The sequence below is a fragment of the Nocardiopsis sp. RV163 genome, assembly GCF_001029525.1.
Lineage (GTDB): Bacteria > Actinomycetota > Actinomycetes > Streptosporangiales > Streptosporangiaceae > Nocardiopsis > Nocardiopsis dassonvillei.
Genome location: NZ_LEKI01000173.1, coordinates 1 through 11,875, shown reverse-complemented (window position 1 = coordinate 11,875; position 11,875 = coordinate 1). Strand labels below are relative to the sequence as shown.

The 11,875-nt window shown below is 73.4% G+C and carries 12 protein-coding genes; 4 read left to right on the top strand and 8 right to left on the bottom strand.

The window, feature by feature from the left end; genetic code table 11:
- On the top strand, window positions 1-1,195 hold a 1,195-nt coding region (locus ABD54_RS22675; RefSeq protein ID WP_327137020.1), incomplete at its 5' end, for a TIGR04222 domain-containing membrane protein.
- A 179-nt stretch (window positions 1,196-1,374) separates the two neighbouring features.
- Here ABD54_RS22675 and ABD54_RS22670 read toward each other — a convergent pair.
- Complete coding sequence (locus ABD54_RS22670; protein WP_047871555.1) at window positions 1,375-2,382, bottom strand: LLM class flavin-dependent oxidoreductase; 1,008 nt, start codon at window positions 2,380-2,382, stop codon at window positions 1,375-1,377.
- Between the two features lie 186 nt (window positions 2,383-2,568).
- Between ABD54_RS22670 and ABD54_RS22665 the strand changes: the two genes are divergently transcribed.
- The 3 genes from ABD54_RS22665 (at window position 2,569) to ABD54_RS22650 (ending at window position 4,958) form a co-directional block, all read left to right on the top strand.
- A complete protein-coding gene (locus tag ABD54_RS22665; protein WP_200904177.1) occupies window positions 2,569-2,922 on the top strand; it encodes a helix-turn-helix transcriptional regulator in 354 nt (117 codons plus the stop codon).
- Window positions 2,923-3,054: 132 nt separating this feature from the next.
- Complete coding sequence (locus ABD54_RS22660) at window positions 3,055-3,405, top strand: hypothetical protein (protein ID WP_235432159.1); 351 nt, start codon at window positions 3,055-3,057, stop codon at window positions 3,403-3,405.
- A 617-nt stretch (window positions 3,406-4,022) separates the two neighbouring features.
- The gene (locus tag ABD54_RS22650) at window positions 4,023-4,958 is read left to right on the top strand and encodes a nitroreductase/quinone reductase family protein (RefSeq protein WP_047871551.1); all 936 of its coding nucleotides are present in this window, start codon (window positions 4,023-4,025) and stop codon (window positions 4,956-4,958) included.
- Window positions 4,959-5,082: 124 nt separating this feature from the next.
- On the opposite strand, the gene ABD54_RS22645 is transcribed toward ABD54_RS22650, so the two are convergent.
- The 7 genes from ABD54_RS22645 to cpaB all read right to left on the bottom strand — a co-directional run bounded on the left by ABD54_RS22645 (window position 5,083) and on the right by cpaB (window position 11,690).
- Window positions 5,083-5,997: a type II secretion system F family protein gene (locus tag ABD54_RS22645; protein WP_047871550.1), complete on the bottom strand. Its 915-nt coding sequence runs from the start codon at window positions 5,995-5,997 to the stop codon at window positions 5,083-5,085.
- Window positions 5,998-6,010: 13 nt separating this feature from the next.
- Window positions 6,011-6,943, bottom strand: a complete 933-nt coding sequence (locus ABD54_RS22640) for a type II secretion system F family protein (protein ID WP_047871549.1) — start codon at window positions 6,941-6,943, stop codon at window positions 6,011-6,013.
- 52 nt (window positions 6,944-6,995) lie between these two features.
- Window positions 6,996-8,321, bottom strand: a complete 1,326-nt coding sequence (locus ABD54_RS22635; RefSeq protein ID WP_047871548.1) for a CpaF family protein — start codon at window positions 8,319-8,321, stop codon at window positions 6,996-6,998.
- Window positions 8,322-8,456: 135 nt separating this feature from the next.
- Window positions 8,457-8,825, bottom strand: coding sequence for a TadE/TadG family type IV pilus assembly protein (locus ABD54_RS22630; protein ID WP_047871557.1), 369 nt, complete (start codon window positions 8,823-8,825; stop codon window positions 8,457-8,459).
- Between the two features lie 137 nt (window positions 8,826-8,962).
- Window positions 8,963-9,319, bottom strand: coding sequence for a hypothetical protein (locus tag ABD54_RS22625; RefSeq protein ID WP_047871547.1), 357 nt, complete (start codon window positions 9,317-9,319; stop codon window positions 8,963-8,965).
- Window positions 9,320-9,476: 157 nt separating this feature from the next.
- A complete protein-coding gene (locus ABD54_RS22620; protein WP_047871546.1) occupies window positions 9,477-10,892 on the bottom strand; it encodes an AAA family ATPase in 1,416 nt (471 codons plus the stop codon).
- Window positions 10,893-10,895: 3 nt separating this feature from the next.
- Complete coding sequence (gene cpaB / locus ABD54_RS22615; protein ID WP_047871545.1) at window positions 10,896-11,690, bottom strand: Flp pilus assembly protein CpaB; 795 nt, start codon at window positions 11,688-11,690, stop codon at window positions 10,896-10,898.
- Window positions 11,691-11,875: the final 185 nt, after the last annotated feature.

Here is an 11,875-nt window from a genome sequence, read left to right as displayed (position 1 = left end):
GAAGACGAGAGGTGGCGGTTTGGACCCCAGCCCGGCCCTTCCCCTGGCGGCATCCCTGATCGCGGGACTGGTGATCGGAGGCGTTCCGCTCTCCGTTGTCCTGAGGGGTGGATCCGCCCTCAGAGCGGCGCTCCGCCGTCCCGCACCCACCGACCAGCCCCCGCCCGACCCGGACGGGCTCGAACCGAACGAACTGGCCCTGCTCGCGGGAGGCCCGGTCCGCGTCGGGGAGACCGCGGTCATGGACGCCTTCCTGAGCGGTCGCATCCGCCAGCAGTCCGCCGGCGGGCTCTTCACCCTCGTTGGCCCCTCCCGTCCCTACACGCACGAGAGGGACGGCGTCCGCCGGGAGTTGGTGAAGGTCTTCCGCAAACGCGTCGGCGTCAGCGCCCTGGAGATGCTGCGACGGATCGTCGCGGGCCGGGGTGTGGAGAAGCTGCGCGCCGGTCTGGCCGAGTCCGACCTGATCGTCGACTCCCCGCAGTTGCGCCGGGCGCTGCGCCGCCGCGAGAGGACCCCCAGGACGATCCGGCGGATGGGGTCCGTCGCGATCCTGGCCGCCGCCGGCGCGGCCGTGCTCTTCCTGGTGGAGCCGGGCACCGTCGCGCTCGGCCTCCTGGTCGCGGGGCTCGGCGCGCTGGCCGCCCTGGTCGCCGCCCAGGTGGCCATGGCGGCGACCGGAGGCCCCACGCTCAGCCCCAACACCCCCGCGGGCAACGCGGTGCTGGAGCTGGCCCGCCGGAGGTACGGCGTTCCGGAGGCAGGGTCCACCGGGGCGGCCCCGGCCGGCACGATGGCCCGTGACCACGCGGTCCGGCACACGGCGGTCACGGGCTTTCGTTCACTGCGCGCGTCCGCGTCCCGCCAGCAGGTCAGCAGGGCCGGGTCGGGCCACGGGTCCGCGCATGTCCAGCAGGACCCGGTTCCCGCCGCCGCCCACACGGGCGGCGCGGACTCCGGAGCCGTCACGCTGGAGAGCCTGTGCCTGTTCGCCGAGCTGTGCCAGGAGCCGGGTGGTGCCGACGACCGTTCGGTCGGCGCCGAGGGGTGGGGCGGTGACTTCGGTCACTACGGTGACGGCGGTGGCTGGGGAGGCGGCGACGCCGGGTCCGGCGGGAGCAGCTCCAGCGGCGGTTGGGGAGGCGGTGACGGCGGCGGTGGAGGCGGCGACGGTGGCGGCGGCGGAGGCGACTGAACCCCTCCGCCCGAAAGCTCCCGTCCGGCCCGGAGCCTCACCGCGCTCCGGAGCCAGGCGCCGGGCGGGGTTCTGCGCGAACCCCGCCCGGCGCTCCCGCACCGGGAAGGCGGCGCCGCTGCCTGCCCGCAGATCAGGCGCCGCCACCCTTGACCGTCTCCCTGTGCGGGGAGGTGGGGTCAGCCCTGGTCCGGACGCTTGAGGTCGGCCAGTTCCGCCAGCAGCTCGAACGAGCGCAGGCGAGCCTTCTGGTCGTAGATCATCGACGACACCATCAGCTCGTCCACGCCCGTGTCAGCGACGAACAGATCGAGCTTGCGACGGACTGTTTCCGGGGAACCCACGAACGAGTAACGAAGCATGTGGTCCAGTCGTTCCTTCTCCCCCGGACGCCATGCGGTGTCCAGGTTCTCCACCGGTGGTCGCAGCCGCCCCCGCGCGCCGCGCAGGGTGCCGAGGAACGCCTGCTGCATCGTCGTGAACAGGTGCTGGGCCTCCTCGTCCGTGTCGGCGACGAAGGCGTTCACCCCCGCCATGGCGTAAGGCTGCCCCGACTGCTGTGAGGGGTGGAAGGCCTCCCGGTAGGCCTTCAACGCCTCGTGCAGCGCGTCCGGGGCGAAGTGCGAGGCGAACGCGTAGGGCAGGCCGAGCTGCGCGGCCAGTTGGGCGCCGAAGAGGCTGGACCCCAAGATCCACAGCGGCACCCGCAACCCCTCGCCGGGGACGGCGCGGACGGGCTGGCCGGGCTCGGCGGGCTCGAAGTAGGCCTGGAGCTCCTGCACGTCGTTGGGGAAGGTCGCCGAGGCGCTGTGGTCGCGGCGCAGCGCCATCATCGTGCGGGGGTCGGTGCCCGGCGCGCGGCCCAGGCCGAGGTCCACCCGTCCCGGGTAGAGCGACTCCAGCGTGCCGAACTGCTCGGCGATCACCAGGGGCGAGTGGTTGGGCAGCATGACACCGCCCGCGCCGATCCGGATGGTGGAGGTCCCCTCGGCGATGAAGCCCAGGGAGACGGACGTGGCGGCGCTCGCGATGGCCTGCATGTTGTGGTGCTCGGAGAGCCAGAAGCGCTTGTAGCCCAGCCGCTCCGCGTGCTGGGCGAGTTCTCTGGCGGAACGCAGCGCGTCACCGGGCGTGGACCCCTCGGCGATGCTGGCGTGGTCGAGCACCGACAGCGCGACGTCGGACATGGTGGCTCTTCCCCCTGTTGCGTGGCGGGTCCGGCTGCGAGGCCGTGACGGGGGGATCGGTCCGTGTCCCCGGTCGGCCTGCGCGTTCGATATTCGACGAACATCGAATTACGAAGGTACACTTCCGACTGTCCATGAGCCAAATCTCGCCTGGTCCCGGCCGGGCGCCGCATGAGGAGGACCGTCTTGGCTCCCAGGGAGCACGCGCACCCCGCCCTCCACGAGGTGGAACTGGTCACGGTTCTCGCCGCGCTGGCCGAGCCGACCCGGCTGCGGATCGTGCGGATGCTCGCCGACATGGACGGGGAGCGCGCCTGGAAGGACATCGACCTGCCCATCGCCCAGTCGACCCTGAGCCACCACCTGAAGATCCTGCGCAACGCCGGTCTGGTGCAGAACCGCACAGAGGGGACGCGGTGCTTCATCTCGCTGCGCGACGAGGAGCTCGAGGGGCGCTTCCCCGGTCTGCTGGATTCGGTGCTGGCGTGCCGCGACGCCACGGCCCCTCGTTCCGGCGAGGAGAGCGCCCCCGCCCGATAGCCGCGGGCGCGCGGAGTCCGCGCCGCCGCCGGCCGCGGAGCGATGCCCGGTTCCCGGTCGCTCGGCGCCGGTACCGGCGCAGGGCGTGTGACTCGCGTCCCGGAAGGCTCGTGGGCCGACCCGATACCGGGTATGCCTGGGAACGTACGGTCGGTACAGGTCTACGCAACCATGGGCCCGCAGTCCAGTCAGTGCGCGTTCCCCGCCGGGGGAGGCCCGGGGGAGACCGCCACGGCGTTCGTCCTGGTCGCGACGGAGGACGGGGTCCCGCTGAGCTTCGCGACGGAGGGCGCCGGGGGAGGACCGCTCAACGGACGCCCGGTGCCGGAGGGGGTTCCGGTCCCGTTCCTGGACCCCGCCGCCCCCGGACCGGAGCGGTGGTACACGCGGTACACGTTCGTGGAACTCGGTGGAACCCCCGACCTGGGCGTCCCCGATCCCGGACGGGTCCGGCCCGCCGCTCCCGCGCCCGTCGGCGACTGAGCAGGGGAACCGGTCGGTACGGTGACCGGTGGACTCCCGCGCGGGCTGCGACCGGTGACCGTACTCCGCCCCCGTACCCGCGCGTTCGACCGGGGGCGGGGTCGCGCACGCCTGGCCGGGGCCGAGGACTCCGCGCGCCGCGCCGGAACCCGGCGCGGGACAGCGGGACGGTCCCCGGGTCCCGCTTCCCGGACCTGCCGGGGGATCTCCGGCGACCTCAGGCTCCGCTCCCCGAAGACCCGCGCCACGGCGCGACGAGGGCGGCCCCCGCTCACCTGTGGCGCTTCTCCGCCCGATGGTGTAGGTTCGCCTCCGTGCCGCGTGCCACCGACCACAGAGCAGTGGGCAGGTCGGTAGGTATGGAGGCACCTCGACATCCGGGGAGCGCACTGTGAGCACACACACCGCGGACCGCGTCTAGCCGTTCCGACGGCGTCGGCCCCAGCCGCGCCCGAACGCGCCCAGACCCCTCGCGACCTCCCCGGAGTCCTCTTCCGGCCCGGCCACGCCCGGGTCCCCTGTCACGTACACCCGCCGCCCGTGCGCCCACGCGCCCGGGCCGCCGAGGGTGCCTTCGGGGTCGGTCGCGCCCATGACCACCATCCCGAAGGAGACCTGTGACCGAAAACCCGCACGTCCGGACCGCCGAACCCCGCGTCAGCGACTTCAACGCCCCCGTCGTGGCGGAGTTCCGCGCCAACGGGGGCCGCGTCGGCGGCATGTTCGAGGGCGGCGACCTCCTGCTGCTCACCACCGTCGGGGCCCGCTCCGGCCGCGAGCACACCACCCCGCTCGGTTTCGTCCGCGTCGACGGCCGCGTACTCGTCGTCGGTTCCGCGGGCGGTTCGGACCGCCACCCCGACTGGTACCGCAACGTCCTCGCCCACCCCGTGGTGCGCGTGGAACTGGGCACCGAGACGTTCGACGCCGTCGCCGTCCCCGCCGAGGGCGCCGAACGCGACCGCCTGTTCGCCGAGTTCGTCCGAGCGGACTCCGGATACGCCGACTACCAGGACGGAACCGAGCGGGTCCTGCCGGTGGTCGCCCTGGACCGCGTCCACGCGGACGGACCCGCCGAGGTCGCCAACCTCGCCGACAAGCTCGTGGAGATCCACGCCTGGCTGCGCGGCCAGCTCGCGCACGTGCGCACCGAGGCCGAGGCCCACCTCGCCGAGCGCGCCGCCGTTGCGGACGGGGACGGCCCGCCAACGCTGGGGCTCAGCCTCCAGTTGCGCCAGCACTGTCTGGCCTTCTGCGAGTCCCTGCACTTCCACCACACCAGTGAGGAGTCCGGTGTCTTCCCGGCGCTGGGCCGACAGGCCCCTCACCTGGAGGAGGCGCTGCGGCGCTTGTCGGAGGAGCACCGCACCGTGGACCGCGTCCGCGGTGAGCTGGAGGCGCTCATCTCGGACCTGTCCACGGCCGACCCCGAGCGCTTCCGCGCGGAGCTGGACCGGATGGCCCGGGAACTGGAGGCCCACCTGGACTACGAGGAGGCCCAGCTGATCCCGGCCCTGGCCGAGATCCCGTTCCCGCCCACCGGTCCGGCCTAGAGCCCGGCGGAACCGGCGGCCTCCGGGGTCCGCGGGGAACCTCCGCCGCGCCCCGCGGCCGTCGGCCGCCTCGGGGAGGGCGGCCTGCCCGCGCCTTCCCCGTGCCCCCCGGGGGCCGCCCTGGTCAGCCGCCCAGGATGAGGCCGAGGTTGACCTCTGTGCCCAGGAACATCGACCCGACGATGAGGATGAGCAGGCCCGGGAGCAGGGTCACCGCGGTCACCATCGTCACCCGGGGGTTCATCCGCTGGGCCTTGCGGCGCATGTACTGGGCGTCGGCGCGCCGCATGTCCTGGCTGATGGCGACCAGGGTGTCGCTGAGCGGAGCGCCCAGCTCCTCCGCCTGCTGGATCGCGGTCACGAACTTGCTCAACGACTCGTTGCGGTTGCGTCGGCGCAGCATCTCGAACGCCTCCCGCCGCGAGGTGCCCAGCTCCATCTGCTGTAGGGCCAGCGCGAACTCGTCGGCGAGCACTCCCGGCATCGACTCCGCCACCCGGGCCACCGCCGCCCGGAACGACATCCCCGCGCTCACGGTCACCGCCAGCACGTCCAGGAAGTCCGGAAGCTGCGACTGCACCTTGTCGCCGCGCTCCTGGCCCTGCACGTACAGGCTCAGGTCGGTCAGCCCCGTGAAGGCCAGCACCACCAACCCGACCAGCGGGTTCCCCGAGGCGAACATGAGCAGGCCCAGGGTGCCGTACAGCGCCACCTCGCCGACCTTGCGCCGCAGGTAGCGCTCCAGGGTCAGCCCCTCCGGCCTCCCCGCCGCCTCGATGCGCTCGGAGACGGAGATCAGGCGGCGCTGGCTCAGCGACGCGTGCAGCGAGCGGGCGAACGGCCGTCCGATCGCCTCGGTGATCCGGTGCAGCACGAACGTGTCGTCGGACCGTATCCGCGGCGGGCGCGCGGCCGGGTCGTCCACCCGCACCCGGGTCTGCGACATCATCAGGTACAGGCCGTAGCACGCGACCAGCACGACCAGCACGCTGGCCAGAGCGGCGGCGAGCGGCACCAGCAGGGAGAGGGGGGCGTTCATCGGGGAGCGGTCCTCACAGGTCGAACTTGGTGATGCGGGACACCAGCACGAAGCCGATGGCGAACAGCGCGGCCACCACCAGCAGCACCGCCACCCCCGCCACGGACGTGGTCATGACGCGCATGATGCCCGGCTCGATGGCGTTGATCAGGAACAGGGCGCCCACCGACATGAACCCCAGCGCCCACACGGTGCTCGTGGTCTCGCTGAGGATGGTCTGCACCTCGCGCCGGGTCTCCTTGCGGTTCTCCAGGGTGGTGGAGATGTTGCGCAGCGCCGTGACCAGGGAGCCGCCCGAGCGCGAGGCCACCACGAGCGTGGACAGCAGGACCCCCAGCTCACGGGAAGGCATGCGACCGCGCAGCTCCGCGACGGCCTCCTCGAAGCCGGCCCCCAGCTTCATGGACTCGGCCATGCGGCTCAGCTCCTCGCCCGCGGGCCCGTCCAGCTCGTCGGCTGCCATCGCCACGGCCGTGGGCAGGGCCAGGCCCGCAGAGGTCGCGTTGCCCAGCACCCGGGCCAGGTCCGGCAACTGGGAGGTGAACTCCTCGCGCCGCTTGGCCTCGGCGCGGTTGAGGTAGGAGAAGAACAGGAACGCCACCCCGGCCGCCGCCAGCAGGCCGAAGAAGGGCGCCAGCACCTGCCAGACCACGATCACCGCCAGCAGCGAACCGCCCAGCAGCGCTAGCACGAACGTGGACAGGCGCACGTCCGCGCCCGACCGGGCGATCCTGCGGTACAACCGCCCGCCCCACTGGGTGCGGTAAATGGCCGCGTCCAGCCGCGCCATGGGCGTGGACGCCTCGTACTCGGCCTGGTCCAGGGCGCTGCGGGCGGCGATCAACCGCCGGTGCTGTGCGCTGGACACGAACTCCCACAGCGCCCACAGCGCCAGGGCCAGCACCACGGCCAGGCCGCTGAGGATCGCCACGAACTGCCAGGTCACCGGAGCTCCATTCCGATCGGGGGGCGCGCCCGCCTGGGCGCGGGGGAGGGCCTCACCAGCCGCTGCGGGGGCGCTCGTCGGTGACCACCCCGAAGGCCGCGGGGATGGCCTCGCCCACGTGGTAGATCCGCCCGGCGATGTGCCGGGGCAGCGGGAAGTGCCGGAACTCGCCCTCCACGGCCCGGTTGGGGCCCATCGGCAGGGCGGAGAACTGCATCACCGGGTCCAGCCGGAACTCCTCGCGCCGCCGTGAGGAGACCACCGCGATCTCGTTGACCCGCCGGGACCCGTCCGGCCACCGGCCCAGGTGCACTATGGCGTCCACCGCGTTGTTGATCTGGTCGCGGATCGCCTCGTAGGGCACGTTGACGTCGCTCAGGGTGGCCAGGGTCTGCAAACGGTGGATGGCGTCGTCGGCCGAGTTGGCGTGCACGGTCACCAGCGACCCGTCGTGGCCGGTGTTCATGGCCTGGAGCATGTCGATGGTCTCCGAGCCGCGCACCTCTCCGACGATGATGCGGTCCGGGCGCATCCGCAGCGCGTTGCGCACCAGGTCGCGGATGGCGATCTCGCCCCGGCCCTCGATGTTGGGCGGTCTGGACTCCAGTCGCACCACGTGGTCCTGCATCAGTTGGAGCTCGGCCGAGTCCTCGATGGTGACGATGCGCTCGTCGGAGGGCACGAACGCCGACATCGCGTTGAGGAAGGTCGTCTTTCCGGTACCGGTGCCGCCGGACACGACGATGTTGAAGCGGGCCCGCACCATCGCCGCCAGCAGGATGCCGGTTGGCGAGTCCAGGCTCCCCATCCGCACCAGCTCGTCGATGGGATAGGGCTTGGGGAAGCGCCGGATGGTCAGCACCGGGCCCGACAGCGACAGGGGCGGGATGATCACGTTGACGCGCTCGCCGGTGGGCAGCCGCGCGTCCACCATCGGCGAGGACTCGTCCACGCGGCGGTTGACCAGCGACACGATGCGGTCGATGGTCTGGTAGAGCTGCTCCTCGCCGTTGAAGGCGGCGTCCACCCGCTGCATCCGGCCGCCGCGCTCGATGAACACGTTGTCGGGGCCGTTCACCATGATCTCGGTGACTGTCTCGTCGGCCAGCAGCGGCTCCAGGACGCCCAGGCCCAAGGCCTCGTCCACGACCCGGCGGATGAGCGCCGAACGCTCCCTGTCGGAGAGCACCGGGCCCTCGCGGGTGAGGATGTGCCCCACGACCTTCTCCAGGCGCACCCGGCGCTGGGCCAGGGTCAGCCTGGTGAGGTCCTCCAGGTTGATCTCCTCCAGCAGGCGCCTGCGCCAGTGCGTGACGCTGCTGCGCTCGGAGCGCCCCTCGACGGCGCGGTCCTCCTCCAGACGGTCCTTCAGACCCATGGCCCTGCTCTCCTTCCCCCTGGGGCCGGCGCGGCGGGCACACGTCCCGCCGCGCGGCGCCCCGACACGGCTTCGGCTGCGTTCTCCCCGGCTGCCGGGGCGGTGCCCCGGCGCGTACGGCGCACCGCGTCGACCTCACACATCGGGCATCTCCACGCGCCGGGTCAGCGTCAGGTCCAGGCCCGCCGCAGAGAACACGATCGGCAGCGGGTGCGAGACCTCCACGTAGAAGCCCTCGTGCTCGTTGACGCCGCTGGTGACGGTCGCCTCGTCCAGCCACGACGGCAGCGCCGCGCGGGCGGCGGCCTCCGCGCCCTCCAGCCGCTCGGCCCCGGCCACCCGCGCCCCGGCGCGGGCCGCGGACTCCAGCCGCTCGACCGCGACGAAGGCCAGGAAGGCCTCGACGGCGATGACCGAGACCAGGAGCAGGATCGGGAAGATCGCGGCGAACTCCAGCAGCGGGCCGCCCCGGTCGTCGTCCCGGCGCGGTCGGCTTCCGGGCAGGAGGCGCCGCCCTGCGCGGTCTGCGGCGCTCCGCCGTTCCCGGCCTCGGGCATCCCGCCGGCCCCCGGGCTGGGGGTCGCGGTCCTCGGTGTTTCGGCGGGTGCGGCCCGCAGCGGTCCGCCCGACCGGTCGCGCGCTCACCGCGTCGCTCCCCGGGGCTCGACCTCGGTGACCACGCGGGCCTCGCCGGTGACGTCCCAGGGCCCCGAGGCCCCGGGCAGGAAGATGGGCATGGCCATGGTCACCCGGGCGTAGCGCGCGCCGTCGCGCTCCACGACCTCCACGGACATCACGTCCGCGCCGTCCCACGGCGGCCGGACGCGCTTGCGGGCCTCCTCGTCCACGCGCGCCATCTCGTCCGGGGTCACGGCGGCCTGGCGGGCGGCCTCGGCGGCACCGTGCGAGGCGTACATGGCGGTGATGCCGAGCAGCAGCACCTGCCAGACCAGGGCCAGCGCCAGCATCATGAACGGCACCGCCGCGGCGAACTCCACGATGACCCCGCCGCGGTCGACGCGCCGTCGCGGGCCAGCGCGCCGCGGGTCCGGCCGAGCCCCGCGACCCCGCGGCCCCCGCAAGGCCCGTGGGCCGCGCCGGGGCGCACGGCTCACCGGGCCCCGGCTCCGGCCCGACTCCCGACGGAGGGCGGACTCAGCTCCCGAAGCCACCGCGGCCTCCTCCGCCCCCGTGCGGCCCCGAACCCGGGCGCCCGCCGAAGGGCTGGCCCAGCGGCGGCACGGAGGCCTGCCCGTTGGCCGCCGCGCGCGACGGGCTGGCCCCCGACGCGTTGAGGAAGCCGGACACGTCACGGGTGGACGGCCCGCCGCCGCGCCGCTCGGACAGGGAGGCGAACCCGCCCAGCCCCGCGGGCGGGGTGGCCGAACCCCCGCCGCCGCCGGGCTGCGCGGGCGGGTTCAGCAGGTCCAGTTCCGCGGCCAGCCGGGAGAAGGCCCTGCGCAGCCCCTCGTCGGTCACCTTGGTGGGGTCGCCGTTGTTCTCGCCGGGCTCCAGCGCGCGGTAGGCGGCGGGGACCGGTGTGCGCAGCACCCGGGTGCCCAGCAACTGCTGGAGGAAGTCCGGCTGGATCTCGTTCTTGCGGCTGTGCCGGGTGACCAGCGAGTACACGTCCGTGTGCGAACGCACCTGCAACCGCTCCCACATGCTCATCAGCCGCTGGGCGCCGCGCATCGCGGGCACGTCCGGAGTGACGGTGACGACCGCGCTGTCGGCCAGCTCGACCGCCATCGCGGTGGCCTCGTTCATGGTGGACCCGCAGTCCACCACCACCAGTTCGTACCGGGACCTGAGCGCGCTCAGCACCCGCCGGGCGACGCTGGCTCCGACGTCCTCGCCGCGTTCGCCGTGTTCGGGGGCGAGCAGCACGTGCGGGCCCCGCGGGTCCACGTACAGGGTCTCCGCGAGCATGCCGGGGGTGATGTTGTCCCCGGCCTCGACCAGGTCGCTGATGGAGCGGCGGTGGCGCAGGTTGAGGAACGCGGGCAGGTCGCCGGTCTGCAGGTCCAGGTCGACCAGGCACACGACCCGCTCGGCGGCGGCCGCGGCCATCGCCAGGTGCACGGCGCACGTGGTGGTGCCCACACCGCCCTTGGCGCCGCTGATCGCCACGACCCGGCCCCGCACACCCGACGCGGGCAGGTCCATCGACGCCGACTCCAGGTGGCGGCGCAGCGTCCGCGACCACTCGGCGGCCTTGGTGACCCGGCTCTCCAGCTCGGCGATCCCGCAGTCGTCGGGCATCACCCCCCGCGCCCCGGCCTCCATGGCCCCGGTGAACGTGTCGGGGTCCATCGTGGGAGACACCAGCAGGATCGCCACCTGGGGATGGCGGTGGGACAGGTCGCGTATGGCCTCGAACACCGGCGCCGGGCCCAGATCCTGGTGGATGAGGACCACGTCGATCTCCGGGAACTCCCCGGCGGCGTCGATCAGCGCCGTCGTGGTGGCCCTGGAGGCCACCAGGGAGGCGCTGCCCAGTTCCTCGAAGCGCGCGGCGAGCACCATCTCCGACTCCGAGGTCGGCATACCCGCCAGGACACGGAAGTTCAACGCTTACCCCCCATGCGGCACGCGCCGCTCGTCGGCCGTCCCGCCCTCGTCCGGTGTCGTGCTCTCGTCGGCCGTTCCCCCGGCGACGAGGTCGTCGAAGTCCCCGCTGCAGAACTCGGACTCCTCCGGGGTTCCGCCGCCGCCGTCGGCGCTCACCAGGGCCAGCCTGAGCCCGCTGGAGAAGTCCTCGGCGTAGGCGAGCCGGAGCGCCGCCTGCGGGTCCAGGCGGAAGGTCACCGGGACCACCCCGGCCACGCCGCCGCCCTCCTCCTCCTGAGTGCGCAGCTCACCGATGTCGAGGACCTCCACCTCGGTGATGACCCGCACCGCGCACGCCTCGCCGTGGTCGCGCGCGGGGAAGGTGCCGTAGATGTCCACGAACGACCCGCGCCGCACCTTGCCCGCCACGCCGGTCTCGGCGTTGACCATGATGGCGATCTCCCGCTCCCCGGCGGTGAGGGTGGGCTGGGGCTGCACCATGCCCCGCTGGAGGTAGACGCCCGCCTCCAGGTGTGAGGCGGCGACGAGCTGCTGGTCGGCCGGGGTCTCCACCTGGGCCAGGTCGGTGAGGAAGACCTCCGGGTCGAAGTACATGCTGGGCACCTCGATCCGCTCCACGGACTCCTCGCCGATGGGCTGGTAGGCGTCCACGGCCTCGGTCAGCCGCAGGACGGTCGCGAACTCGCCGAGGCGCTCCTGTTGGCTGTTCAGGTAGGTGAACACGGAGGCGAACACGGCGACGGCGCCGATAGCGGCAACGACCATGAGCAGGACGCCGCGTCGCTGACGGGGGTTCATAGGGGTTGCTTTTCCGTTTCCAGTGTCGTCGCGGGCCGTCCGCTCGCTCCGGCGCGGTGCCGGTCCCTAACGGGAGTAGGTCCGGGGCGCGTCGGGGCTCGGGGCGCGTCCCGCGAACGGCGGACCCTGCGGTCGGTCGGTGGACGGTGGGGGAGGCGGGCCCGGCGCGTGCCCCCCCTCCACGG

Excerpts from the sequence above, each read along its gene's own strand:
- ABD54_RS22645 (WP_047871550.1), bottom strand. The coding sequence starts at position 5,997 with ATGAACGCCCCCCTCTCCCTGCTGGTGCCGCTCGCCGCCGCTCTGGCC.
- ABD54_RS22635 (WP_047871548.1), bottom strand. The coding sequence starts at position 8,321 with ATGGGTCTGAAGGACCGTCTGGAGGAGGACCGCGCCGTCGAGGGGCGC.
- cpaB (WP_047871545.1), bottom strand. The coding sequence starts at position 11,690 with ATGAACCCCCGTCAGCGACGCGGCGTCCTGCTCATGGTCGTTGCCGCT.
- ABD54_RS22660 (WP_235432159.1), top strand. The coding sequence starts at position 3,055 with ATGCCTGGGAACGTACGGTCGGTACAGGTCTACGCAACCATGGGCCCG.
- ABD54_RS22670 (WP_047871555.1), bottom strand. The coding sequence starts at position 2,382 with ATGTCCGACGTCGCGCTGTCGGTGCTCGACCACGCCAGCATCGCCGAG.